This is a genomic window from Vibrio sp. B1FIG11, assembly GCF_905175335.1.
Taxonomy (GTDB): Bacteria; Pseudomonadota; Gammaproteobacteria; order Enterobacterales; family Vibrionaceae; genus Vibrio; species Vibrio campbellii.
Genome location: NZ_HG992752.1, coordinates 1,847,993 through 1,874,597, shown reverse-complemented (window position 1 = coordinate 1,874,597; position 26,605 = coordinate 1,847,993). Strand labels below are relative to the sequence as shown.

General features: G+C 48.3%; 20 protein-coding genes and 1 pseudogene. 5 read left to right on the top strand and 16 right to left on the bottom strand.

All coding sequences use genetic code 11. The features are described 5' to 3' along the window. Positions 1–10: 10 nt before the first annotated feature. From cydB to KHO06_RS24990, 7 genes are all read right to left on the bottom strand, one after another. A complete protein-coding gene (gene cydB / locus KHO06_RS25020) occupies positions 11–1,147 on the bottom strand; it encodes a cytochrome d ubiquinol oxidase subunit II (protein WP_047476471.1) in 1,137 nt (378 codons plus the stop codon). A gap of 9 nt (positions 1,148–1,156) precedes the next feature. Next, the gene (locus KHO06_RS25015) at positions 1,157–2,752 is read right to left on the bottom strand and encodes a cytochrome ubiquinol oxidase subunit I (RefSeq protein ID WP_212582802.1); all 1,596 of its coding nucleotides are present in this window, start codon (positions 2,750–2,752) and stop codon (positions 1,157–1,159) included. Between the two features lie 87 nt (positions 2,753–2,839). Next, the gene (locus KHO06_RS25010) at positions 2,840–3,439 is read right to left on the bottom strand and encodes a DoxX family protein (RefSeq protein WP_212582801.1); all 600 of its coding nucleotides are present in this window, start codon (positions 3,437–3,439) and stop codon (positions 2,840–2,842) included. After that, the gene (locus tag KHO06_RS25005) at positions 3,436–4,167 is read right to left on the bottom strand and encodes a putative DNA-binding domain-containing protein (RefSeq protein WP_212582800.1); all 732 of its coding nucleotides are present in this window, start codon (positions 4,165–4,167) and stop codon (positions 3,436–3,438) included. Before KHO06_RS25005 ends, KHO06_RS25010 begins: the two co-directional genes overlap by 4 nt. Further along, positions 4,160–5,026 carry a DUF692 domain-containing protein gene (locus KHO06_RS25000; RefSeq protein ID WP_005453112.1) on the bottom strand — a complete coding sequence of 289 codons (867 nt, stop codon included), beginning with the start codon at positions 5,024–5,026 and terminating at the stop codon, positions 4,160–4,162. Before KHO06_RS25000 ends, KHO06_RS25005 begins: the two co-directional genes overlap by 8 nt. Then, positions 5,014–5,328 (bottom strand): hypothetical protein, encoded by a 315-nt coding sequence (locus tag KHO06_RS24995; RefSeq protein WP_045374313.1) that lies wholly within the window; start codon positions 5,326–5,328, stop codon positions 5,014–5,016. The genes KHO06_RS25000 and KHO06_RS24995 overlap by 13 nt, the downstream gene beginning before the upstream one ends. Continuing rightward, positions 5,318–6,274 carry an MBL fold metallo-hydrolase gene (locus KHO06_RS24990; protein ID WP_005429413.1) on the bottom strand — a complete coding sequence of 319 codons (957 nt, stop codon included), beginning with the start codon at positions 6,272–6,274 and terminating at the stop codon, positions 5,318–5,320. Before KHO06_RS24990 ends, KHO06_RS24995 begins: the two co-directional genes overlap by 11 nt. 346 nt (positions 6,275–6,620) lie before the next feature. Here KHO06_RS24990 and KHO06_RS24985 point away from each other — a divergent pair, with 346 nt between their 5' ends. From KHO06_RS24985 to KHO06_RS24970, 4 genes are all read left to right on the top strand, one after another. Next, positions 6,621–7,421, top strand: a complete 801-nt coding sequence (locus tag KHO06_RS24985) for a PhzF family phenazine biosynthesis protein (RefSeq protein WP_212582799.1) — start codon at positions 6,621–6,623, stop codon at positions 7,419–7,421. Between the two features lie 4 nt (positions 7,422–7,425). Continuing rightward, positions 7,426–7,845 (top strand): VOC family protein, encoded by a 420-nt coding sequence (locus KHO06_RS24980; protein WP_212582798.1) that lies wholly within the window; start codon positions 7,426–7,428, stop codon positions 7,843–7,845. Positions 7,846–8,046: 201 nt separating this feature from the next. After that, a complete protein-coding gene (locus tag KHO06_RS24975; protein WP_080637544.1) occupies positions 8,047–9,651 on the top strand; it encodes an ABC-F family ATPase in 1,605 nt (534 codons plus the stop codon). A 170-nt stretch (positions 9,652–9,821) separates the two neighbouring features. Next, the gene (locus KHO06_RS24970; RefSeq protein WP_005436283.1) at positions 9,822–10,253 is read left to right on the top strand and encodes a VF530 family DNA-binding protein; all 432 of its coding nucleotides are present in this window, start codon (positions 9,822–9,824) and stop codon (positions 10,251–10,253) included. 171 nt (positions 10,254–10,424) lie between these two features. On the opposite strand, the gene KHO06_RS24965 is transcribed toward KHO06_RS24970, so the two are convergent. The 4 genes and pseudogenes from KHO06_RS24965 to KHO06_RS24950 all read right to left on the bottom strand — a co-directional run bounded on the left by KHO06_RS24965 (position 10,425) and on the right by KHO06_RS24950 (position 12,282). Beyond that, positions 10,425–10,856: a DUF2000 domain-containing protein gene (locus KHO06_RS24965; RefSeq protein WP_047476455.1), complete on the bottom strand. Its 432-nt coding sequence runs from the start codon at positions 10,854–10,856 to the stop codon at positions 10,425–10,427. A gap of 216 nt (positions 10,857–11,072) precedes the next feature. After that, a pseudogene (locus tag KHO06_RS24960) lies at positions 11,073–11,195 on the bottom strand (enoyl-CoA hydratase/isomerase family protein); the annotation flags it as partial. Positions 11,196–11,211: 16 nt separating this feature from the next. Continuing rightward, the gene (locus KHO06_RS24955; RefSeq protein ID WP_212582797.1) at positions 11,212–11,562 is read right to left on the bottom strand and encodes a rhodanese-like domain-containing protein; all 351 of its coding nucleotides are present in this window, start codon (positions 11,560–11,562) and stop codon (positions 11,212–11,214) included. A 108-nt stretch (positions 11,563–11,670) separates the two neighbouring features. Next, positions 11,671–12,282 carry a LysE family transporter gene (locus KHO06_RS24950; protein WP_212582796.1) on the bottom strand — a complete coding sequence of 204 codons (612 nt, stop codon included), beginning with the start codon at positions 12,280–12,282 and terminating at the stop codon, positions 11,671–11,673. 103 nt (positions 12,283–12,385) lie between these two features. Here KHO06_RS24950 and KHO06_RS24945 point away from each other — a divergent pair, with 103 nt between their 5' ends. Then, positions 12,386–13,252, top strand: a complete 867-nt coding sequence (locus KHO06_RS24945) for a LysR family transcriptional regulator (RefSeq protein WP_212582795.1) — start codon at positions 12,386–12,388, stop codon at positions 13,250–13,252. A 68-nt stretch (positions 13,253–13,320) separates the two neighbouring features. Here the strand turns inward: KHO06_RS24945 and KHO06_RS24940 are convergent, their stop codons facing one another. The 5 genes from KHO06_RS24940 to KHO06_RS24920 form a co-directional block, all read right to left on the bottom strand. Continuing rightward, positions 13,321–15,801, bottom strand: a complete 2,481-nt coding sequence (locus tag KHO06_RS24940) for a GH92 family glycosyl hydrolase (RefSeq protein ID WP_212582794.1) — start codon at positions 15,799–15,801, stop codon at positions 13,321–13,323. Between the two features lie 89 nt (positions 15,802–15,890). Beyond that, positions 15,891–18,347, bottom strand: a complete 2,457-nt coding sequence (locus KHO06_RS24935) for a GH92 family glycosyl hydrolase (protein WP_212582793.1) — start codon at positions 18,345–18,347, stop codon at positions 15,891–15,893. A gap of 72 nt (positions 18,348–18,419) precedes the next feature. Further along, on the bottom strand, positions 18,420–21,125 hold the full coding sequence (locus tag KHO06_RS24930) for a GH92 family glycosyl hydrolase (protein WP_212582792.1): 2,706 nt from the start codon (positions 21,123–21,125) through the stop codon (positions 18,420–18,422). 47 nt (positions 21,126–21,172) lie between these two features. After that, the gene (locus KHO06_RS24925) at positions 21,173–23,593 is read right to left on the bottom strand and encodes a GH92 family glycosyl hydrolase (protein WP_212582791.1); all 2,421 of its coding nucleotides are present in this window, start codon (positions 23,591–23,593) and stop codon (positions 21,173–21,175) included. 133 nt (positions 23,594–23,726) lie between these two features. Beyond that, positions 23,727–26,558 (bottom strand): GH92 family glycosyl hydrolase, encoded by a 2,832-nt coding sequence (locus tag KHO06_RS24920; protein ID WP_212582790.1) that lies wholly within the window; start codon positions 26,556–26,558, stop codon positions 23,727–23,729. Positions 26,559–26,605: the final 47 nt, after the last annotated feature.

The following is a 26,605-nucleotide window of genomic DNA, read 5'->3' as shown; positions in this document are numbered from 1 at the left end:
ACTTGCCTCCTTAATAGAGCGATGAACTGTTGCTGCGGATGTAGTTGTTATCCAAACGTCCGAACATTTTGTAGTAACACCATGCGGTGTAGCCCAGAATCACAGGTACAACGATGATGGCAACGATAGAGATAATGCCGAGCGTTTTCTCACTCGATGTCGCATCCCATAATGTTAAGCTGTGCGATGGGTTGATGCTTGATGGCATGATCATCGGGAACAAGGTGACGCCTGCAGTTAAGATGATGCAAGCAATCGCGATGCTCGACATAGTGAACGCCACCCCAGCACGGCGAGAGACTGTTGCCCAAAAGCACACCAGTAAACTCGTTACCGCAGTGAATGGAATCAACCAAAGTTGCGGCATTTCGCTGAAGTTATGCAATAAATCACCCGCGATGCTCACCACTTGTTTGTTGAGTGGATTAGAAACACCATCTTTTAGCATTGAGCCGATGATGATGTAACCCGATTGCGATGCCGCGAACAAACCGCCAAACATAAACAACAACATGGTTGCCCCCGCGCCCCACAGCGTGATGTTTTGTGCTCGTGTGCGTAGCTCATGTTTAGTTTTCATTTGAAGGAAAGCAGCACCTTGTGTCACGACCATGGTCAAACTCACTAAGCCACACAGAATTGGGAATGGAGTGAGCAAGTCAAAGAACCCACCTTGATAATCGAGCATTAGCAAGTTGTTTAACTCGAACGGTACGCCGACCAACAAGTTACCGAAACCAACCCCAAAGATAATCGGTGGAATCACACCGCTGATGAACAAGGCGATATCACATGCGTTGCGCCATTGCGGATTATCGATTTTAGCTCGGTAATCCATACCGATAGGACGCAACCAAAGGGATGCGAGCACCAATAGCATGGCAATGTAAAAGCCGGAGAACGCTGCGGCGTATACCAAGGGCCATATTGCGAAGATGGCACCGCCAGCGGTAATTAGCCAAACTTGGTTGCCGTCCCAGTGTGGCGCGATAGCGTTAAGCATTACGCGACGTTCTAGGTTCTTTTTCCCCATTACCGGGAGCAGCGCGGCCACCCCCATATCGAATCCGTCAGTGATGGTGAAACCGATCAACAGCACACCAACGATCGCCCAAGTAAATAGGCGTAGGTTTTCGTAATCAAACATAGTGCCTCCTTAGTGCTGATCAATCAGTTTGAATGTGTCGGATTGTTTGTCTTTTTCGTTGTTTCCTTCATGGTGATAGCGACCCGTTTTGAGTACGCTTGGTCCACATTTGGCAAACTTCACCATCAAGAACATTTCTACAATCAAGAACGCTGTGTAGAGCACATAAACAAAGCCGAGCGAAATCCAAATGTCACTTGGTGCGAGGTTAGATACTGCCATATTGACCGGAAGGACCTCGCCAATTGCCCATGGCTGACGTCCATATTCGGCAACGAACCAACCCGCTTCACAAGCTATGAAAGGCAATGGAATCGCCCATAGTGCTGCTCTCAATAGCCAAGGGCTCGAACCCAACTTTCTGCGGCAGACTTGGACGAAAGACAAACCGATAATGGCGAACATTAATACCCCACACGCCACCATGATTCGGAAGCTCCAGAACAGTGGTGCCACTTGAGGAATCGTGTCTTGCGCCGCTTGCTTGATTTGGCTTTCGGTCGCGTCGGTGACGTTCTCGGTGTATTTCTTCAAGAGCAGACCGTAGCCGAGATCTTTCTTCATCTCATCGAATTGAGCGATGTTTTCAGGACTGTCGTTACCTGCGCGAAGTTCCTCTAGCATGTCGTAAGCTTGGATACCATCGCGGATACGATCTTCGTTCTGCGCCATGAGATCGCGTAAGCCCATCACTGGTTCATCCAGCGAGCGAGTCGCGATGATCCCCATTAGATATGGAATCTTAATGGCGTAGTCAGTTTCCATGGTTTCTTGGTTTGGTAAGCCAAATAGCGTGAACGAGGCGGGCGCTTCTTCGGTGTGCCACTCGGACTCAATCGCCGCCAGTTTTACCTGTTGCACGTCACCAAGCTCGTAACCCGATTCATCACCCAGCATCAATGTCGACACAATCGCCGCCATGCCAAATGCAGACGCCACCGCAAACGAACGGCGAGCGAAAGAGATATCTCTGCCTTTGAGTAAGTAGTAAGCACTGATGCCCATTACAAACAAAGCACCTGTGGTGTAACCGGCAGCCACGGTATGAACAAACTTCACTTGCGTGACGGGGTTAAACACCACATCAGCAAAGTTGATCATTTCCATTCTCATGGTTTGGTAATTGAATTCTGCGCCGACAGGGTTTTGCATCCAGCCGTTTGCCATCAAAATCCACAACCCAGAGAAGTTAGAACCCAGAGCCGTCAGCCAAGTGACCGACAAGTGTTGGCGTTTTGACAATCGATCCCAACCGAAGAAGAACATACCGACTAAGGTGGATTCGAGGAAGAAGGCAATTAAGGCTTCGATGGCGAGCGGCGCTCCGAAAATATCGCCCACATAGTGAGAGTAATACGCCCAGTTGGTACCAAATTGAAACTCCATGGTAAGACCGGTCGCCACGCCCACGGCGAAGTTAATCCCAAATAACTTACCCCAGAACTTGGTCATGTCTTTGTAGATGGTTTTTCCCGTCATGACGTACAAAGACTCCATAACGGCCAGCAAGAAAGACAAACCTATGGTCAGTGGGACGAATATAAAGTGGTAGAGTGCGGTACTAGCGAACTGAAACCGCGACAGATCAACGACATCTGCAAACATAAGGACTCCTTCCCGCTACCAGAGTAGCGGGTTAGATAAGGTTATTATTAGTCTGTTTAATTAAGCGTTAAAGCTTGGGCGCTTGAGTTACGCTTTTGCTGGTGTGCGAGAGAAAGGTTTTCTCAACCAGTAATCCAAGCTTACGTAGCGACCACCGCCGTAGAAGAGCAGCACCAGCAACATCACAAAGTAGGTGGCTGCGAACTCCATACCGTTGTTGAGCATCACTGGGTCACCCAATTCGGTGATGTAGTTGTATCGACCTGGGAAGTTGGTTGCTAACCATTCAATAAAGCCGTTTAAACGTACCGTTGCTTCCATGCCGCTGGTGGCGATGGCATCCCAACCGTGTTTCCAGTGCACCATCGCGCTCGCAACACTCATCAAGAAAATCATCGGAATCGACATCACTCGGGTAAACAACCCCAAAGCGATACAAATACAGCCAAGAACTTCCGTACCTGCGGCAAGAAACGCTAACAACTCGGGAAATGGTAAGTTCAAACCACCATCTGCGGTGGACGCGCCAAACCACGCGACGGTGCCAGAGAAGCCCAGCACCTTAGAGCGAGCGCCAACAAAAATGACCGGAATGAGGTAGAGACGAATCGCAAGTAACGCTAAGTAATCGTATCTTTTGCATTTCTCGACGAGACCGTCGAACCAATTGAGGGCTGACTTAATCATAATTTTTCTCCTGAAGGGCGGACGTTGACGAGTCCTAGTTCACTGAAGTGTTGAGCCCACTCCATGAAACTGAATCTGGCGAGTTGCTGAGCAATCATTTGTTGTAGTTGAGCCAGAGTCAGGTTTGGTTGCTGTTGTAATAGCTGAATCAATGCGACATCCACTTCTCTGAGCTTTTGCGATATCACATGATGCTGTGAGTTCCGAAACACGCCATAAAACACAGGGTGACGCCTGTCAGTTAAGAAGGTCACGGAGTCTTGATGCAGCAAGAAAGGCACTTCGACCAGCTTTAATGTTGGGTTGAGTTGCAGCACTTGATTCTCTTCGAATATCGGATTCGAGGGTGAATTGAATGCCGCTACTAAGGTGTCAATTTCTACATTGAACGCCACCCATTCATATTCCAATAACGCCTTCTGATCGGCAGAGATGGAGCTGGAATCTTGATGCGCTTTCTGCTGCAAAAACTGAACAAACTCGGTGGCAATATGATGAAACTCAGGTTCGGACGCGCCATGCATCACCACAAAGTCATCCACCATGCGTTCAAGTTGTTCATCAGCGAACTGCGAAGAAAATAGAGGGAACGTATTCGCAACGACACCCAAGATGTTGTCGCGGATAAATTCGCTATATCGACACAGCGCATGCTGATTCATAGGCGTGCGAATCAGAGCCGTTAGGGACTCGATTTGCGCGCGCATTTTGCTCGGAGGATTAAGCATTGAGCACCTCCTTACACAACACTTCGAGTGTTTGACTGAAATCCAAGATCTCGCCATGAATGCTGCGAAGCTCTTCAGCCAGAACAAGCAACGACGGCACATTGTGGTCGCGCTCAAGCAGTAAAGGTTTGCTGCCATGCACCGAGTAGGTGTAACGAGCCAGATCAATCACTTCATCAGGTACTGGCTTTCCATGGGTATCGAGCAAGAAGTCATCACGCTCTTTCAAGTGACCCGCAATGTGGTAATAACGAATCGCGTCGCTTGGTAAAGTACTCAGCATGTCGTAAGGGCAGAAATGATGATTTCGGCTGTTGACGAACACATTGTTGATGTCGATAAGCAGCTCACATCCACTGCGGTCACTCACTTCAGCGATGAACTCGCCCTCTGGCATTTCATGTCCGTAATCGTGGTAGTAAGAGATATTCTCTAACGCCAATGGACGCTGAATAATGTCTTGCACGCGTTGAATGCGTTCGACCAAATACGGAATGTTCTCTTTATGTCGAGGGATCGGAAGCAGTTCATACAAATAGCCCTGATTGTCTCTAGAGAAACTCAGATGTTCGCTATAGATGTCGATATTAAATTCATCGAGAAAGCGTGCGACGTCTCGTACAAAAGACTCGTTTAACGGTTGGCAATCACCAATCGATAAGCTCAAGCCATGAGCGACAAGTGGATAATATTGAGCAATGTCTTGCAGTTGTTCACGTTTCAAGCCGCCAATATTCATCCAGTTTTCCGGTGCCAATTCGAGGAAATCGATATCTGGGTGCTCGGGCAACTGACACAGCAAATCAACGTGTTCGCTGCGCAGCCCAATCCCTTTTGATGTATCGGTTATTGTCCGCATACCCCACCTGTGATTTTGCTTTTGGTTAATTTGATGGTTTCAGCCGAAGGGTTAATACCTTCACCTGTCACGCCACATTTACCGTCTCGGGCGCGTACCAAACGGCCTTGCGGATCATCTTTTAACTCTTGTTTCTCGAAGCGTTTCTCTGTTCCACATTTACCAGCCGCACACTTACCGCCATGTTGAGAGCTGGATTGAGCCTCTACGGGAGCTTCGGAGGGTGCATCGGCAAACGCCATGCCTGAGTTCAAAGTAATGACAGACGTCATCGCGATAGATAGAGCGAGTTTATTGTTCATGAGACATCTCCTTCGCTGCGCTCATTGGGTAGCTAGATAAGTCGTGACCAGCGATAACTTGACCGTGGTAGTACTCTTTAACGATCTTGATGGAAGCGGGTTTGAGTTTTAGACCTAAGCCCATCCAGTGGTTAAGCACCAAGAGTTTTGGATTCACTTCTGCGGCGATCTTGCCGACAACCGATGGCTTAGCGTGCATAAATGACGAGACTTCGTCGGCTTCTTCATGAATAGCTAATGGCATCAATAAAATGTCTGCACCTTTAGCGAAGTCGATGAAGTCAGGGTTACTGCCGTTTTGGTCGGCGGAAATCACCATCACGCCTTCGGCACTTTCGATTCGGAAAGCGAGACAAGGTACGTCACCGTGTGGAATGCCGAGAGCGTAAATGGTCAACCCATCTTGCTCGTACACCTTGGTGCCTTGGGAAGTTTTGTATGGCACATCAGTAATGGTGACTGGGAACAAGCCATCGCTGCCATCAAATAAACCGTTCAGATATGCGTAAGCACCTTCATCACCGTCGAAAAGCGCTTTCATGTAACCGGTTAAGCTAGGAAATGCAGAGCCTGCTTCAGGGCCTGCGATATCAAGGGGATCTTGACGGTCAAAGAAGTAGCCACCTTTTAATAAGGCAGGAACGTCGGCGACGTGGTCGGTGTGAAAGTGGCTTAAACCAAGGAAGTCTAAGTCTTCCAGTTTGCCACCCGCTTGGCCAAAACGCAGATAAACACCACCACCGGCATCGATCATCACGCGCGATTTTCCTTTCCACCAAATCAGTTCACCAGACGATGCACGAAGGTCATCAGAGATAGGTCCACCGGATCCGAGTAGCTGCAAAGTAAAATCTTTTTCGAGCGGTTCGACAGTTAATGCGTAACAGTTGGCTGCGCCTAAGGATAACCCTAGAGCCAGCACTAACGCTTTTAAAGGCTGTTTCATATTGAATACCTATGAGTTTGAATTTTCTTATTTATTTTCTTTGGGTGAGCATCCAAAGAAGTGTTGAAGAGGCAGGAAAAACGATTTGTTTTTGATGTCCGTCAAAGCACGGGAATAAGATATCCAATATGAATGGTTAATTATATCTAGTAATTTTAAAGTTTCGTTCAGGTAAATTGAACGTTATTGGTTTGAGCTGAACAAGCATCAGAATGTAAAAAGGCACCGCGAAGGGTGCCTTTTGTTTGTGTTTTGCAAGAACAATCAGAGCATGCATTGTCGCTTTACCATGAAACCGATAAGCTGTTTGGCATCTTGCCAAAATAGCAGTATTAGGAAGCGCATCATGGATCTCGATATCTACCAAGTGGACTCTTTCACCACCGAACCTTTCAAAGGAAACCCTGCAGGAGTCTGCCTCTCACAAGAACCGTTACCAGAGGCATTGATGTTCTCTATCGCTGAAGAAATGGCGGTATCAGAAACCGCTTTTCTCTGTTTGAAAGACATGCGACTACGTTGGTTTACACCTAAGGTAGAAGTGGCGCTATGTGGTCATGGCACATTAGCCACAGCGCAAATCTTAAAAGAACAAGGATTAGCGAAGGTTGGCGATACCATTGCATTTCAAACCCTCTCTGGTGAGCTTCACGCAAAAGTGAACGAGTCGACGATTGAGCTCGACTTTCCTTCGACTCAGCTTGAAATGGATGTTGAACAAGACGCTGTGTTGCTAGCGGCGCTTGGATTGAAAGCGGAGCAAGTGCTTTCTTACGTTCAGTTTGACAGCAAAGGCTTTATTGAAGTCGACAATGAACAAACCGTGTTGGAACTCGCGCCTAACTTTGACGCATTAAAGAATATTCAAGGCCGCGGCGTGGTGGTAACTGCTCAATCGAATTCCCCGGATCTCGACTTCATCTCACGTTACTTCGCTCCTTGGGTGGGCGTGAATGAAGATCCTGTTACAGGCTCGGCCCATTGCGCACTGACTCAGTTTTGGTCGCAAAAACTCGGTCAAAATAAGTTCCGCGCTTATCAAGCATCAGCCCGCGGTGGTCATTTACAAACCGAACTGCTTGAAAACGGACGCATTAAACTGATTGGCTCCGCAAAGACGGTAATCAGCGGAAAACTAAAGGTATAACGCGATGAAACAATCCATTATCCATATTGCTTTGGTCGTAAGAGATTACGATGAAGCGATAGACTTTTATGTGAATAAGCTGAAGTTTGAGCTGGTGGAAGATACTTACCAACCAGAGCAAGATAAGCGCTGGGTTGTGGTTTCTCCGCAGGGTTCTAATGGTGTGACACTATTGCTAGCCAAAGCATCTAAGCCAGAGCAGCATGATTTTATCGGTAACCAAACCGGTGGACGTGTGTTCCTATTTTTAAACACGGATGATTTCTGGCGTGACTACAACCGAATGGTAGAGCTGGGCATTAAGTTTGTTCGCCCGCCAGCGGAGCAAGACTACGGCACAGTCGCTGTATTTGAAGATCTCTATGGCAACCTGTGGGACTTGCTAGAGATGAGTCCAAGCCACCCAATGGCTTCGCGTTCATAGATTCATACTAATTGATATTAACAGCGTCTTTCGGGGCGCTTTTTTTTGATAAAAATCCTTCGCAACATTAGCGTGATCTATATCACCTATTGAGCGAATCAGATAGAATGGCGGCCACTTTCAATATGCCCTTGTCTCACCGTATCTCGAAAGTGAATTAACAAACTGTTATTAAAAGAAATTTCCTTCGAGGACGCCGCTATCATTAGTACAAACAATATCACCATGCAATTTGGTGCCGAGCCACTGTTCGAAAATATCTCTGCTAAATTTGGCAACGGTAACCGTTATGGTCTGATTGGCGCAAACGGCTGTGGTAAGTCGACATTTATGAAAATCCTGAGCGGAGCACTAACGCCAAGCTCGGGCAATGTGTCTATTACTCCAGGGCTGAAACTGGGCGTATTGAGCCAAGATCAGTTTGCGTTCGAGCAATACAGCGTGATTGACGCTGTGATCATGGGCGACCGCAAGCTTTGGGAAGTGAAGCAGGAACGTGACCGCATCTACTCATTGCCTGAAATGAGCGAAGAAGATGGTATGAAAGTCGCTGAGCTTGAGAGTGAGTTCGCAGAAATGGATGGCTACACAGCAGAAAGCCGTGCTGGCGATATTTTGCTTCAAGCGGGTATTGAAGAAGAACTGCATTTTGGTTTGATGCAACAAGTTGCTCCGGGCTGGAAACTGCGTGTGCTTTTGGCGCAAGCCCTGTTTGCAAACCCTGATATCTTGTTGCTCGACGAACCAACCAACAACTTGGACATTCACACCATCAACTGGTTGGCAGAAGAGTTGAACCAACGTAAATGTACGATGATCATCATCTCGCACGACCGTCACTTCTTAAACTCTGTGTGTACTCACATGGCAGATATCGATTACGGCGAACTGCGCATTTACCCTGGCAACTATGAATACTTCCTTGAGGCATCTGGTCTTCGTCGTGAGCAGTTACTGGCTTCTAACGCGAAGAAAACCGCTGAAATCAATGAACTTCAAGAATTCGTAAACCGTTTTGGTGCGAATGCATCGAAAGCAAAACAAGCCAGTTCTCGCGCGAAGAAGATGGAAAAAATCCAACTCGATGAAGTGAAAGCAAGTAGCCGTGTTAGCCCATCGATTGATTTCGGTGAGGGTAAAAAACTGCATCGCTTAGCGTTGGAACTGCAAGACCTTGGTCACTCGTTTGGTGATGAATTGTTGTTTGAAAAAGGCAATTTGTTACTTGAAGCGGGCACTCGCCTTGCGATCATTGGTGAAAACGGTGTGGGTAAAACGACCTTGCTGCGTTGTCTAGTGAACGAACTCGAGCAAACTCAAGGCGTAGTAAAATGGTCTGAAAACGCTTCGATTGGTTACTGCCCACAGGACAGCAGTGCAGATTTTGATAATGATCTGACCATCTTTGAGTGGATCTCGCAGTGGCGTACCGTGAAGCACAATGACCTAATGGTGCGTGGCATTCTAGGTCGCTTGCTTTTTACTGCTGACGATGCCAACAAAAAGGCGAAAAACTGCTCGGGTGGTGAGAAGAACCGCCTGCTGTTTGGTAAGCTAATGATGCAAGACATCAACGTGCTGATTATGGATGAGCCAACCAACCACATGGATATGGAAGCTATCGAAGCACTTAACAGCGCATTAAAAGACTTCACTGGTACTTTGATCTTCGTTAGTCATGACCGTGAGTTCGTATCGTCTTTGGCGACGTCGATCATTGATGTGAAAGACAAACAGTTAGTGAGTTTCCAAGGTACGTTCGAAGAGTACATGGCACATCAGCAAAAAATGTTGAGTGCCGCGTAACCAACGTAGCTAAGCCATATAATTGTGAACAAGCCAAGAAGGTATACCTGTTAAACAGAACTTTGATGGCTTGTTCACTATGATGAATTAATCTAAACCTAATAGAGGTAAGGTAGTGAGTACCATGCTCGCTACCCATAATTAAGGAGCCGTTCATGAGCCATGAATTTATGACCGACGAAGAACGTATTGAACTGCAGAAGAACAACCCGCTACACGGTCTTAAATTAGAAGACATGTTGCAACAGCTTGTTGACCATTACGGTTGGGAAATCCTCGACACAGCAATGCGTATGAACTGTTTCAACACCAAGCCAAGCATCGCAAGCAGTGTTAAATACCTGAAGAAAACTGAATGGGCTCGTGAGCGTGTAGAAAACTTCTACCTATACCGTTACAAGCGCATGCCAAAGGCGTCTGAATACGAGTACAACCTGCCACCACGTGCACGTACTTTCCGTCATGGATTGGAGCCGCGTGAACCAATGGAACTGACGGTTGAGTCAATTCTGGCTTCACAAGCGAAGGCAGCATCTGCCCACAAAGAGCGTTCAGCAAAGCAACGCTCAGATCGTGCTCGCTTTAACAACCGCCGTCGATAAACTTTCAGCTCTCTTGTTCTGTAGGCTTGATGCCTAGGTACAAGAATGATTTTGATGAAAAGCCAAACTACCCAGTTTGGCTTTTTTGTTGTGTCTCTGAGGCGACATTGCTAGCTCGATTTCCTATTAAGAACCATTTGGTTAGGGAACAAGGAAGCTGAGCTCTATGTGTTAGCGATACAAGCTGAACTTCTTGGTCAATTCTCGAAGGGTTTCAGTCTCGCTGAACAAACAAATACCCAAGTATTCTAATTCAGCTTCCAGCGTGTTTTTGGTAGTTTGCTGTTGAACCTCAGAGCCGCCTTCTACCATTGTGTGAGTAAAATCGGAGAAGGGGATACTTTTGTCGAGTGCTTCTTGGCGAAGTTTTCTGATTTTGTTGGAGTTATCCGATCTCAAGACGATAAACGGATAGTGCGAGATATTTGGATGAACATTGCCGTCGAGGTCGTGGTAGTCGGTGTAGACTGCGTCGCCATCAGAAAGTTGATTCGCAAGGCTTACACTCAAGTGTCCTACTACGTTAACGGCGCGTCCCACTTCGACTTTTTTACTGATTACGGCAACAAATCGTTTTTGGTTTTCGTCGGGAAGTTGATTCATGGAGGACCTCGTTTCTCTAATGATCTGGCTATTGTTTAACTGTCTCCATTGTATTTCTTCGCGCGCGCAATTTTGTTTCTAACATTGCTGTCGAAAAGCCAAGTTTGCAATAAACGAATGATTTAATCGTTTTTCATGCAATAAGATTTCCCGAGTTTGCAAATAGACAAGGCACCAACGGAGTGTCGGTGCCTTAGGTCGAGGATGAACCAAGTTCTATTGTTTGTTTAGCTCAGCCGCGGTATCCACAAAGATGCCTTGGATGTCTTTCGCTTCACGTTCTGTTTGACCACCGTGTTTTAGGAGCGCGTCGATGATCGCCGCGGTTTTTTGCGCTTTTACGGCGACTTAGTCGTTACTTCGATTTTTGCATCTCAACTAAGCCACCCGCGTTATGAAGGTTGGTAAACCCTTGTGATTGTAGGTACTGATACGCTTGCCCTGAGCGATTACCACTTCGGCAGTAAAGCACGATTTGCGTATCTTTATCGACATTAGCAAAGTGTTTATCTAACTCTGAAAGCGGAAAGTTAACCGCATTGTCTAAGTGACCATCGGCAAACTCTTGTGGTGTGCGTACATCGACAATCATTGCGCCTTGCTCAATCCATTGCCAACCCTGCTCAGCACGTTCAGAAGCCAATACCGATGGTGCGGTGAAAGCTAAGCTCAAACAAGTGAATACAATCGGAAGTAGTTTTTTCATTGAGTTCCTTTCCTCAAGGTCAATTGCCCTTAATCGTTCTGATGAAGATTATACGTGCGATTATCAAACTTCGATGTGGCATCAGTCGAAATGTCGTAACTCAGCGTGTTATGACTTTAACCCTAACATGGCACCAAACACCAGTAAGCCAGCGCCACAAGCTTGATTCAACTTATGTTTCACGCGCAGTAATAAACTCTGCAATCGCGGTGAAGTAAACAAGATGGCAACCATAGAAAACCAAATCCCGTGTAGCGCAATCATGTAGACACCGTAACCTAAAGCTAGGTGCTGCGATTCTGTATTCGGATCGATGACTTGGCTAAAGATACTCAAGAAGAACAACATGGTTTTTGGGTTAAGTACATTGCACAAAAAGCCTTGGAAAAAGAACTGCCAAATGGAGATGCTTTCTTGTGTTTCCCCCTCTATTTTCTGTTGAGAATCAGCCCCAAAAATCCCTTTCAATCCGAGATAGATCAGATAAGCCGCGCCTAGGTAGCGAATCAAACTGAACAACCATTCGTTCTGTGAGATTAAGTAACTGATACCAAGCAATGAATAGGTAATGTGCACCGAAATCGCAAGACTAATGCCCACGGCACTCCAAATTCCCGCTTGTCTGCCATTGTTGAGGCTGTTTCTAAGAACCAATACAAAATCAGCTCCAGGACTGATGACAATGAGTATGCCTAATAAGGCAAGGCTGAAAAGCTCCATGGTGTTTCCTGTTTCTTCGTTGTTATGAATGGGGCAATTGTAGGTCGAGAGTTCGGAGACTATAACCGAAACAAATTTCGCTAAGTGTGAGAAAAAGTCACAGATGAGGCATCTTAAATCCTTTCATGTTTTCCATGTCGCAGCATCGTCTGCGAGTTTTAGTGAGGCAGCAAATAAGCTCAATATTACGCATGGCGCAGTGAGTAAGCAGATCAAAGTGTTGGAGACCTATCTGGCTCAGCCTCTGTTCTACAAACAGGGGCGTAATATGCTGCTCACTAAAGAGGGTGAGATGCTGAAAAGCTATACCGAGCAAGCATTCCAAGCGTTGGAGACTGGCGTGAACAAGCTGGTGCAGGAAAAGCATCAATACCTTGAAGTCTCTTGTGAGCCAACGTTAACCATGCGTTGGTTGATGCCGAGGCTTTCCACGTTTAATGATGGTTGTGACGCAGACGTTCGGCTTTCGACTGCGGGAGGACCTGTAACGCTCGGCTCGACAGGGCTTGCTATGGCAATTCGTCGAGATGACTTTGAGCCTTTGTATCACTACCCCAAAACCAAGCTGGTGGAAGAGTGGGTGGGTCCAGTGTTTTCACCAGACTACTGGCAGCAAGTGAAAAGTGATTTGAACTCCGTGAAGCTATTACACAGCCAAACCAGACCTGAAGCTTGGCACGAATGGATGCAGCGATCTGGTAAAGCGTCGATAAACGGAAAAGCAGAACAGTCTTTCGCGCATTTCTATTTCTGCATTCAAGCTGCAGTCGACGGTTTAGGTGCGGCGATGGGCTCTTATCCTCTGGTGATGGACGATCTCAAACGTGGCAACCTTGTCGCGCCATTTGGTTTTGTGCCGTCAGGGCATGATTATGTCTTATTGACTCAAGACAAAGCACGTTCTGAACTGGAACAAAAATTTGTGCTTTGGCTGCAAACCCAAATGGCGGAGTGTGTGCCCAATAACTAAGCATTTTTTTGAAAACAAAAGGCCAGCTCTCGCGAACTGACCTTTGAAGAGGGAAGAGTGATAGAGGTTTATTGAGGCGCTTTCATTGCTTCAGATTGATCGCCTGTCATCACGAAGTGCAACTCGCCACCCGGTTTGAACTCGGAATGGTCGAAGAAGAAACCATTATCTAAAGCTTTGCCATTGATGGTGACAGACTTGATGTACATGTTGTCATCGGCGTTGTTCTCTGTGGTGATGGTGAACGTGCCGCCTTTCACCGGAATCACCGCTTTGTCGAATAGTGGACGACCCACAGTGTAGATAGGTTCTGCCGCATTCACTTGGTAGAAGCCTAATGCAGACATCACATACCAAGCGGACATTGCGCCAACGTCTTCGTTACCAATGACGCCTTCTGGCGCAGCGAAATACATGTCATCCAGAATGTGGTCGACGACTTGTTGTGTCTTCCATGGTTCTGCGGTCCAGTTGAATAGATAAGGAATGTGGTGTGAAGGCTCATTACCAAACGCAACTTGACCAATCAAACCAGACATATCCGGTGTTTCTGTGCCTTGGCTTTCTGCGGTGAAGGTTGTTTCTAGGTTTTTCTGGAACTCAGCATCGCCACCCATAATGGTCTTCAAGCCTGCGATGTCATGCGGTACAAACCAAGTCCACTGCCACGCGTTACCTTCGGTGTAGTTGCCTGTCTCGTGTTCCGTACCGTATGGGTCGAATGGGGTCATGAAGGTTTCATCAATCATCACTGGGCGCATAAAGCCCGTCACGCCGTGTTCTGCGTATTCTGTTGGGTTGTAATCGAAGTATTTTTTGTAGTCTTTTGAGCGTTCAAGGTATTGCTCTTCCGCTTGAGTATCACCGGCTGCTTTGGCGATTTGCGCGATAGCCCAATCATAGAACGCATTTTCCAGACCGTAAGAAACAGACTCAACCGTGTAGTCTTCAAATACTGGCTCACCATCGACACGTTGGATAGCTGGCGTGAAGCCGTTTTTCTCAATGTAATCGATGTGCTTGGTTAAAGTACGATCCAATACGCCTTGATCCCAATCGGCTTGCAGTGCTGGGTAGTTCTCATAAGTTGAAGAGTCGATCGCGGCTTTCAGCGCCAGCTCTTTCTCTTGTTGAGTAAACTCTTCTGGGAACTTGGTCATCGCATCCGCAATCACTGCTACCGCTGGGTAACCGACCATGGTGCCTGTCTCGTCACCTAAGTGCTCCCATTTCGGCAGCAAGCCGCTTTCAGTGTACTTCTGAACTAGGTTCTTCGCGTATTGCACCGCGCGAGTTGGCTCTGTGATGGTTTTTAGTGGGTGTAATGCACGTTGGGTATCCCATAGAGAGTAAACCGAGAAGTTTGGCTGTTCTTCCGTTGCTTGACCGTAAGCGATGGAGTATTCCCCTTCGCCTTCACGAATCGAGCCTTTGCCCATGCCACGGAATCGACCGTCTACATCTTGATGCACCATAGGTGCAATTTTGGTGTGGTAAAGCGCAGTGTAGAAGATCTCTTTCTGATCTTCTGTGCCCCCTTCAATTGAGAAGTTGAGTGCTTTTGCCCATTTCTCACGCGCGTTGTTGCGCGCAGTATCGAAAGAGACATTCGCTTCGGCATCGTAGTTGTTTTCTGCACCTTGAGGGTCAACCGCAGATAACGCCACTTGCGCATTCAACTCTTGTGAGCCTTCCTCTTCAAATTCGATGTAGGCAGTGACGTCCGCTTTGACACGCTTAACTGGATTACCTTGGTCATCGTAAATCAATTCAGAAACGTGCTCTGCCGTTAGGCCGTCAACAGGCTTACCATTAGCAAGGATGTAGACGTCTTTGATCTTCTTATCGAAAGTCGCATAGAAGAAGATTTTTTGGTTTTTCGCCCAACCAGAGAAGTGCGCTGCATCGCGCTCGCCCGTGATGGTATGACCGTCTTCGCTCACCGTCAGTTTGTTGCGTAGAGAGGTCGAACCCCAGTCGCTGTTAAGGATGGAGTTGAGGTCTATCTTCAGACGTTGTGGTTGACCTTGCGGGTAGGTGTAACGATGGAACCCGACACGTTCAGAAGCCGTAAGCTCAGCTTTGATACCGTTCTCTGCAATTTTCACCGAGTAGTAACCCGCTTCTGCCACTTCTGAGGTTTTGTCCATCTTGACCGAAATCGCTTCGCGGTAATCGTCGCTGTCTTCGATGTATTTGGCTTTGTCTTCGGTAAACGGCAGGAACAGAATGTCACCTAAGCCGCCCATACCCGTGCCAGATAGGTGAGTGTGGGAGAAGCCAAATAGGGTCTTTTTATCGAAGTGGTAACCTGATGAAGAGTGCCAGCCGATCAGCTCGGTATCTGGAGAAAGTTGCACCATGCCTTCTGGCACAACAGGACCCGGGAAGGTGTGTCCGTTAAAGCCGGTACCAATGAATGGGTCGACGTATTTTAGGTTGGAAGTATCGACGCTTGGTGAGGTGTTATCGTCGTCATCGTTGCAGCCAGCCAAACCAATAACACTTGCAATTACTGCGGTGGCGATAGCGGTTTTCGTAAAGTTCATAATCTTGATTCCTTAGGCAGGAAGCGCGTCACTTCCTGCCACTGAGTTAATCTATCTGTGTATTCTTTAAACACGAATTACATAAAACGTTACTGAGCTTGAAGCGCTTCTTGCTTGTCACCCGTCATGACGAAGTGAAGCTCGCCACCCGCTTTGATTTCGCTGTGTTTGAAGGTGAAGTTGGCATCCAGCGGTTTGCCGTTGATGGTTACGGACTTCACGTACTTGTTGTGTGGACTGTTGTTGTCTGCGATGACGGTGAACTTGCCGCCTTCCACTGGAATGGTGATTTCATCAAACATAGGGCGACCGATGGTGTACACCGGATCTGCAGGCGTCACTTGGTAGAAGCCCATTGCCGACATCAAGTACCAAGAGCTCATCTGACCTACGTCTTCGTTACCAATCAAACCAGTTGGCTCGCTGGTGTACATCTCTGACATGATGCGGTCTAGGTACTCTTGCGCTTTCCATGGCTCATCCGTTAGCGCGTATAGGTAAGGAATGTGGTGCGATGGCTCGTTACCGTGCATGTACTGACCGATGTAACCCGTTAGGTCTGGCAGCTCTTCACCTGTGTTTGAAGAACGCGCATTGAATAGCTCGTCCAAGTCTTCACGGAAGGCTTTCTCTGGCGTGGTGTCTTTGCCTTGTGCCAAGTCTGCTTGGTAGATTTCTTGTTTCAGACGGTTGAAATCGTGCATTGGTTGGAACTTCCATTGCCACGCGTTCCCTTCGGTGTAGGCAAACTCGTCCACATAATAAGGGTCGAATGGTAGCAGTGGGCATTTCTCTTTCATCACGCCTGAGCCTTCTGGCCACTCAACCATTTCACACTCATCCAAACGTTCTTCATCAATTGGTTGGTTGAACTCCAAAGGCGGTTTGTTTGGTGATGAGCTCAGCGGGTGGTTTTTTGGACGTAAGAAGCCCGTCTCGGCATCCCAATGGTTAAGCCAGTTGTCGGCACGAGTCATAAACTCTTCTTGTAGTTTTACATCGCCAGCCATGCGCGCGATTTCTGCCATTGCCCAGTCGCCGTAAGCAAACTCAAGCGTGTAAGACGCACTGTTCCAGTAGCCGTGGTGAACAAAGCCGTTTTCTTCGTACACCTTCACTTGCACAACGTTTGCTGCGCCGATGTTGTTGTCTTCTGTCCAATCTGGGAATTCAGACGCCTCGTGGTAACGCACCGTAAACTCAGCCGCTTCTTTAGCCAGTTGTGGGTCGATGTCTAAACCTTTCGCCATCGCGTCAGCAATGATAGAAACCGCAGGGAAGCCGATCATAGTGCCCGTGTAATGGCTGTGCAGTTCCCATTTCGGCAAGATGCCACCGTCTTCGTATTTACGAATCAGGTCGTTGGCAAACTCTTCGGCACGTTCTGGGTCGATGATGGTTTTCAGTGGGTGCGCTGCACGGAAGGTATCCCACATGGAGTACACAGAGTAGTTTGGTGTGTCGCCCGCGTCTTTTTGAATGCGAGTACGCATCGCAGGGTATTGACCGTCGACATCTTGGAAGATCATTGGCGCGATAGAAGCGTGGTAAAGCGCGGTGTAGAAGATCTCTTTCTGATCTTCCGTGCCGCCAGATACCATCATTCGGCTAAGCTCTTGGTGCCATGCGTCGTTGGCTTGAGCGCGCGCAGTATCAAATGACACATCTTTCGCTTCTGCTTCTAGGTTTTTCTCCGCCCCTTCTGTGCCTGTTGGTGACAAGCCTACTTGGATTTCTAGCGGTGTTGATGATGGTGCGAATTCTAGGTAAGCGATGGTTTTCACTGCGTCGATGTTGTCGTTGTTTACATCGATTTCCGTTTCTGCGCCGTCAACTAAAGCAATGGCTTTGACGATAGGTTGGTTGAAGGTGGCGTAGAAGTACACGTGCTGGTTGTTCGCCCATCCGTTTGAGCTACGTAAACCGCGAATGGTGTAAGCGTCGATGAACTCTAAATCCCCCTTCATGGTGCGGTTGTTGAAGTGACCTTTGTTGAGAGTGTGGTCTAAATCGAACTTGATGTGTGGCGTAGTGCCTTCTTTGAAGGTGTAGCGGTGGAAGCCAACACGTTGCGTGGTGGTTAGCTCGGCTTTGATTTCGCCTTTGTTCAGTTCAACCGCGTAGTAGCCCGCTTCTGCGGTTTCGTTGTCTTTATCGAAGGTGTTGAAAACGGCGTTTTCTTTTTTGGTAAAAGGCAGAACTAAGATATCACCAAGGTCGGTAATGCCTGTGCCAGAAAGGTGAGTGTGGGAGAAACCATACACTGGGATTTCAGTCAGCTTGCCGTGGTCGAAGTAACCGGCGGCAGAGCCCCAACCTTCCATTTCGGTATCAGGAGAAAGTTGTACCAAACCGTAAGGCACAACCGCCCCAGGGAAGGTGTGACCATCTGCGCCTGTACCAATCAATGGATTGACGTATTGGGTTAGCGTGGTGTCGAGGGATGGTGTTCCAGATTTGCTGTTGTCGTCATCACTGTTACAACCAGCAAGACCAAACATGGCAGCGAGTATAGCGGTAGAGATAAGGGTTCTTTTTAGTTTCATTTTTATGGTTCCACTGAAGTGAAGTTTTTTAGGGGGCTAGATGCCCCCTTTCGTTATTTGGATAGGTATCGGTTATTGCGCTTTCATCGCTTCAGATTTGTCTGAAGTCATCACGAAATGCAGCTCACCACCGTCTTTCAAATCGCTGTGCGCGAAGCTGAAGTTGTCACTCAATTGTTTGCCATTGATGGTCACCGACTTCACGTAGATGCTCTCTTGGCTGTTGTTTTCTGAGGTGATGGTGAATTTACCGTCCGCGACTGGAATCACGGCTTTGTCGAACAGAGGACGACCGATGGTGTAACTTGCTTCGCCCGGTGTGACTTGGTAGAAGCCCAATGCAGACATCACGTACCACGCAGACATTTGACCGACGTCTTCGTTACCAATCAGACCTTCATGTGTTGGGTGGTAGAACTCGTTCATCGCTTGGTCGACAATTTCTTGTGTCTTCCAAGGTTCCGCCGTCCAGTTGTAGAGGTAAGGAACGTGGTGATCAGGCTCGTTACCCATCACGAACTGACCGATGTAACCCGACATGTCGTGTGATTGGCTCGTATCGGCGTTGGAGTCCGCATTAAACAGCGCATTTAAGTTAGCGAGGAATGCCGCTTTGCCTTGTTCGGTTACGTCTTCAGGAAGAGAGAAGTCAGTACGGTCGATGTGCTCGCCACCCATCACGTTAGCCAGACCGTTCAAGTTGTGCGGTGCAAACCATGTCCATTGCCATGTATTGCCTTCGGTGAAGTCTTCACCACGGTGCTCGGCGCGGTAAGGCCAGAACACGTCACTTTCGTTGAGTGCTTTGCGGTCTTTACACGCGTTGTAGTCCATACCGTCTGGGATAGACAGCGCCATGTTCTCGTCCAAACATTCGGCTTTCAGGTTGTTTGCCCAAATCTTGCTGCCGCTGTTCATGTAAGCCGGACGCATAAAGCCCGTCGCACCCAATGCGTTGCCTTTGGTGTCTTGCAGTTTGCCGTATTGCTCTGGGTTGTAATCGAAGTAGCTCTTGAACGATTCAGAACGTGCCATGTAGCGGTCGTACTGTTGGTCGTTGCCCGCAAGTTTAGCGATCTGAGCGATACACCAGTCGTAGTAAGCATTCTCAAGGCCGTAAGACACCGACTCGTTCACGAGCTCGTCGTATTTATCGACTTTTAAGCCTTCTACGTAACCCGGCTTATCACCAGAATCCGGCGCCCATTTGGTGTTAGCTGGAATAAAGCCGACGTCTTCTTGGTAGTCGTTATGACGCGTCATTACTGTGAAGCGTTTGTCACCGTTCCAGGCATCTTGGTAAGGCACCCAGCTTTCGGTTTTATCAAGGTTGAAGTTGACCGTTTCGTCAGCCGCTTTCAGTGCCAAATCAAACTCGGCAGCAGTAAAGGCTTCTGGGTGTTTAACCATGATATCGGCGATAACCGAAACCGCAGGATGACCGACCATTTCACCAGTGTAATCCGAGTGCAGTTCCCATTTTGGCAGCACGCCGCCCGTTTGGTATTTGTTCAATAGATCGCGTGCGTGTTCAATCGCGCGGTCTTTATCGATGATGGTTTTCAGTGGGTGTGCGGCGCGGAAAGTATCCCACATTGAGTACACTGAGTAGTTCACTAAGCCATCTTCTGCTTGGTGCACTTTGCCATCCATGCCACGGTATTTGCCATCCACGTCTTGGTATAGGAATGGGGCAACAAACGTACGGTAGAGCGAGGTGTAGAACATGGTCTTGTCAGCTTTGTTACCGCCTTCTAGTTCAAACTCGCCAAGGATGTTTTCCCAAGCCACGCGGTTTTGTTGTACGACGTTGTCGAAATCCCAGCCGTTGGTGTCTGCTTCTAGGTTTTTCAGTGCGCCGTCAACGCCAGTGCCAGAAATCGCTACTTTGACCACCAATGGCTCATCGCTCTTACCAAAGTTCAAGTGAGTCAGGACATCGTTTGCGCGTTTTGCCAAACGTTCAGGGTCAGGTTCTGGTTCGCCCGGCATTGGTTTGTGCTCTGCGTAACCACGGTAATCTTCTAAGCCGACTTCAGTAGCGTCAGTTGGAGTGAGTTTGCTTTCAGAAGCCAGCTTGGTGTACAGATTCTCTTCAATGATTGGATCAGAGAACTCTGCCGCGAAGAACACGGTTTGCCATTGACCCCATTCATTTGAGGTACGCGCGCCTACAACTGTGGTGTCATTAACGCGTTTGTAGTAGATGCTGCGAGAGTGGTTGCCGTATTGTTCTAACAGTTCGTGTTGCAGGTCGATACGCACTTTGCGATCTTCACCCGGCTTAAAGGTGTAACGTTGGAATGCCACGCGGTCGGTCGCCGACAGCTCAGCTTTTACGCCGGTTTCTACAAGATCAACCGAGTAGTAACCAACCTCCGCTACTTCCGAGCTTTTATCCATGGTCACGGCATCAGTATTGAAACCTGTGTATGGCAAGAAAGCGAAGTCGTTTAGGTCGCCTTTACCTGCGCCAGAAATGTGGGTCATTGAGAAGCCAGAAAGCAGGCTGTGCACAGGATCGTATTCAACAGGTGAGCCTTTGCCATTCCAACCGTTTGGATCGAAGTTATCTGGTGAAGGTTGAATCATACCTTCTGGCATGACTGGAGAAGGGTTAACGTTGCCAAGACCTTTAGTGCCGATCAAGGTATCAACGAATTCCAAAGTAGGGGGAGAGATAACTGGAGTTTCTGGATCAGAGTCGCTGCCACAACCAGCAAGACCAAGCATGGCTGTTAACACTGCGGTAGAGAGTAGGGTTCTTTTTAGTTTCATTGTTTTTATTCCACGAGAAAAGGGGACACGAGGTCCCCTCAAAATCATTATTCGCCTAGGTTGGCTTGCATTGCTTCAGACTTGTCAGCCGTCATCACGAAGTGCAGTTCGCCGCCTGCTTTGAATTCGCTGTGCTGGAAGGTGTTGTACACATCCAGAGGCTTACCGTTGATGGTCACTTCTTTGATGTACATGTTGTCTGGACCGTTGTTCTCAGCCGTTACCGTGAAGGTGCCAGAGCCAATGTCTACCGTCGCTTTGTCGAAGATTGGACGACCGATGCTGTAGGTTGGATCGGTTGGCGAGATTTGGTAGAAGCCCAGTGCTGACATCAAGTACCACGCCGACATTTGACCTACGTCTTCGTTACCGATGATGCCGTCTGGCGTCGGTTTGTAGAACTGGTCGTAAACTTGGTCTAGGTATTCCTGCGCCTTGTAAGACTCTTCAGTACGGTTGTACAAATAGATGACGTGGTGCGAAGGCTCGTTACCGTGAATGTACTGACCGATGTAGCCTGTCATGTCTTGGTGTGCTTCGCCGCCATTTGGATCGGCAGTAAATAGGTTGTTCAGCTTGTCGTTCAGACCTTGCGTGCCGCCCATGATTTCAGTCAGCTTGTCTAAGTCTTGCATGAACGCCCATTGCCACTGCCACGCGTTGCCTTCTGTGTAGTAGAACGCGTCAGACTTGTAAGGGTCGAAGTCAGTTGAAGCGTATTTCAGTGCACATGGGTCGCCTTCTTTCAGTTCTGTCGGAACGAAGAAGCCTGTGCCGTCTGCGTTACCTGCTTTCGCATCCCAGTGTTTCAAAGAGTTGTAAGAGCGTGCTTTGAACTCTTCATACGCGTCCATATCGCCAGCAGCTTTCGCCATTTCTGCGATCGTCCAGTCGTAGAATGAGAATTCCAACGAGTACGACACTGAGTTCCAGTTAGGGTAACGAACACACTGTTCTTTCTCGTGGTAGTTCAACTGACCAGCCATGAGTGAGCTTAGGATGTCGTCATGAATCTGTGGGTACTCATGCGGTGTGTAGCGAGCTGATTTTACTGATGCGGTGTAAGCCTGCTCGGCATCAATCAAGCCTTTGGTCACTGCATCGCCCAGAATCGCTGCCGATGGGTAGCCGATCATGGTGCCGGTTTCTGAGCCGTGACCTTCCCATTTCGGCAATAGACCAAACTCGTCGCTAGATTTACGAATCAAGTCTTTCACGTAAAGCGTTGCTTGGTCTGGGTCGATGATGGTCCACATTGGGTGAACGGCGCGGAACGTATCCCACGTTGAGTAAATCGAGTAGTTTGGTGTGTCGCCATCTTTCAGTGTGCGCACCGTGCCAAGCATATCGACGTATTGACCATCCACATCGTAGAACTCGATTGGTGCGATCATCATGTGGTACATGCCAGTGTAGAAGTTGGTTTTCTCTGCGTCTGTGCCGCCTTCGACTTTGATTTTTGCTAGTTTCTCAGCCCACGCGTATTCCGCATCTTCTTTCACTTTTGCTAGGTCGAAACTTGGTGCTTCCGCTTCTAAGTTTTTCTGTGCACCTTGCCAGTTAACTGGAGAGATACCGACGCGGATTTCAATTGGCTCTTCGCCTGAGCCGAAGTTTAGGTAAGCGGTCAGATCATCGCCTGAGTAAACCGCACCATTACGCATTTCGCGCGTTGGTTCTAGATCTTGTTCGCCCAACAGTGCTTTGGCGATTGGTTGGTTGAATTTCGCGTAGAAGAAGATGTCCTGACCTTGGTGATCTTGCCCTTGGAACCAGCCTGTTGAGGTTTTACGACCGCGAATGGTGTATTCGTCCACCACTTCTACTTTGTTCTTCAAAGACTTGCCGTTGTTGTTCATTAGGGTATGACCCAAATCGAACTTCACGTTGCGGTCTGCGCCATTAGCAAAGGTGTATTTGTGCAAGCCAACGCGTTTGGTTGCACTCAGTTCTACTTCGATTTGACCTTGGTTCAGCTTGGTTTTGTAGTAGCCTGCGCTTGCTTCTTCATTGGCTTTGTCGAAAGAGTTCAGTTGTGTGTTCGCCATGTCTGCGTATGGCAGAACCAAGATGTCGCCTAAGTCCGTTGCGCCTGTACCTGAAAGGTGAGTATGGGAGAAGCCGTACAGCGGAACGTCAGTGTTAACTACTTCGCCAGTTTCGTAGTTGGATGAATCCCAGTAGCCAGATGCCGAGTGCCAAGGGTTAAGTCCTGATTCATGGTCTGTGTTAGAACCGATGAAAGTATCTGGAGACAGTTGAACCATACCTGCCGGTACCGTCGCGCCCGGGAATGTATGACCAGAAGCTGCTGTGCCGATCATAGGATCGACGTATTTCAACACCGCGAGATCAACAATTGGATCGCCCGGCAGTGAAGAGGAAGAATCGTTGTCGCTGTTACAGCCAGCCAAGCCACCCGTCAGACCAACCAGGATAGCCAAAGAGATAAGATTACGTTTAAACATGTGCATACCGTTTTGTCGTTATTCGTATATAAAAAGTGTTTATAAGAGACAGTTTATAAAGGACTGCTTATAAAATTTGCTTGTAGGGGTAGCCGGGAGATGCGCTCTCCCGGCTGAGTTGTCACTATTGAGATTAACGAGAACCTGCTGGCATCTCGTCTTCATGCAAGAACTCACCGATGCCTTGTGCTGGTGGAAGATCTTGCTCTAGAGAGCCCCAACGTTGATTTGGTTTGTCGCCCATCACGAACTCCAGCTCACCGCCGTACATGATTTCGTCATGAGTCAGGTAAGTGCGGTTGAAGTCTTTGCCGTTGTAGCGAGCCGATTGAATGAAGATGTTTTCGCGGCTAACGTTCTTCGCGGTAACCGTGAACTTCTGGTTGTTGCCAACATCGATAGACGCACTTTCAAACAGCGGAGTACCGATTTCGTAGATGCCAGAAGAAGCGTTCACTGGGTAGAAGCCAAGCGCACGGAACACAAACCACGCAGAGAGCGTGCCGAAGTCGTCGTTACCACAAATGCCGTCAGCGGTGTTCTTGTAGCAAATGTTGGTGGCCGCGGCGATGGCTGCCTGACCTTTCCAAGGTTGACCTACGTAGTTGTACAAGTACGGCACGTGGATATCTGGTTCGTTACCTTGAACGTGCTGACCAACGTTACCTGTGTTGAACACTGGGAATTGGTTGTCGCCTGCGTTGCGGTCTGGGTAGGTTGACCAGTACTCATCCAAGCGCGCTGCGAACAAGTCACCGCGTTCTGCTTCAGGGTTTTGTGTCTTGTCGAAGCGTGTCATCAGGTCAATCAAGCCATGAATGTCGTGCTGAACACTGAACGAGTATTGCCAGCCGTTCGATTCAGAGAATGCCCAGTTAAACATGTCTGGACGCCAGTCTTTACCAACCGCACGACCGGTGATTGGGTCTACCCAACCTGCATCGATAAACTCGCCATCATAGTCACGTGCTTTAAACCAACCTTGGTATTGCTTACCGCCGAAGTCGAATTGCGCTTGCCAATTTTTAGAACGGTTAGCGAACTCGGTGTAGCGTGGATCTTCTTCACCAAATACTTCTTTGATCGATTGCGCGATTGCCCAGTCGTTCATTGAGTATTCAAGCGAGTAAGATGCTGTCCAAGAGTCTTTAAATGGTGAGTGACCGCCGTAAGAATCTGGTGGAGTGTCGTGCAATTGCGCTGGCACGTAACCTTGTTCTTCGTACTCTTTGATCCATGCTACGCCTTGGCTCGTTGCGGCGCGCGCGTCAGTGATCATTGCTTCAACTAAACGTTCTTTTACGTCTTTGCGCTCTGCTTCTGTGAAGCCAAGATCGATCATGCGTTTTTCTAGTGAGCCTTTCGACAACACATCATGAATCACAGGCGTTGAGTGCATGCCCATCATCATGCCGGTTTCGTTGCCTTTGAATGTCCACTCAGGCAGGCGACCTTTGCGCACGTTGCCTTTGTCATCCACCCATTCTTCTTCGGCGTAAGACAGCATAGACAGCACTACGTCGGCTAGACGGTCTGGCTCAAGAATCGAAGACAGCGGTTGAACTGCGCGGTAGGTATCCCACAACGAGAAAGTGTCGTAACGCGTGAAGTCTGCTTTGCCATCTTTGTTGGCATCGGCAGTGCGGATCGACTCTTTCAGCGTATCAATCTTATCGCCCCAAGGTGTGTTGCCATCAGGGTATGCGTTACGACCTTGGTGAACTTGGCGGTAGCGACCATCTAAGTCAGAGTGAATGGTTTGACCTAGGTACGAGTGGTACATCGCGGTGTAGAACGTCTGTTTGTAATCTTCGTCGCCAGAGACTTGGATCTTGCCGAGTTCGTCTTCCCATTTCTTCGTTGCCGCTTCGCGTACTTGGTCGAAGTTCATGCCCGCAACTTCTGTCATGTTAAGAGAAGCACCAGACTTGCCATTCTCGCCGATCTCAACGTTTGATAGCGCCAATTTCGCTTCAACCGTTAAGCCGTCTTTGGATGTGTCGAACTCAACGTAAGCGCGTGCGTACTGATACTTGCCGCGAGTCTCGTTACCGATTTCCGTAATGCCTTCTGGCACGTCCATGTAACGACCTTGCTCTTTATCGTAGTAAGCAAAGCGAACGTTTTTGATTGGTTGGTCGAATTCCATCACGAAGAATTCTTTTTGGCTTGGTGCCCAGCCGTCAGAGAAACGGTGACCTTCAAGACGGTTATTGTCTTTGTCCCATTTCAAGTAAGAATCTGAGGTGTAGTCCCAGTTAATTTTGAAGCCAGTGTTCACGATGATTTCTGACTTCTCATCACGAGGGAAGGTGTAGCGGTGCACACCAACGCGATCCGACGCCGTCAACTCGGCTTTGATGTCGTAATCCAATAGATCGACTTTGTAGTAGCCTGCCGTAGCTTGCTCGTCACGATGTTGGAAGCGAGACGCTTCTAGGTTTAGCGTTGCCGAACCTTCATCAATCATGTAATCCGAACGCGAGTTGATTGGCATGACGAGAATGTCGTTCAAGTCGCCAGCACCAGCTCCGGAAAGGTGGGTATGAGAGAAACCGGAAGTACGTGCGTCGTGGTAGTAGTAGCCTGAAATGTATTCCCAGCCGTTAGAACCGTTGTTTGGAGAAAGCTGCACCATGCCGTGTGGTGTGGTTGCACCAGGGTAGGTGTTGCCTAGGTTACCTGTGCCGATGAATGGGTTGACGTAGCGTGTTACGTCCATATCGGCGAAATCTACCGGGATGTGAACGCCCATGTCGATTTCAGGTGTTTCTGGGTTTGGCTTGTCATCACAGTCGCCATCGCCAACTGGAGGACATACTGGCTTGCCGCCGTCAGGAACATCCGGCAGTGCAGGGTTGGTGTCACCACCTTCATAAATGTTGGTTGTGTCGTCGTTACAGCCAGTCAGACCGACTAGACCACTGAGAACTGCGCAAGCGAGTAGGGAAGGTTTGAATTTCATTTTTAAAGCCTTGTAAATTGTAGGGTTATATAATTAAAAAAATCAGG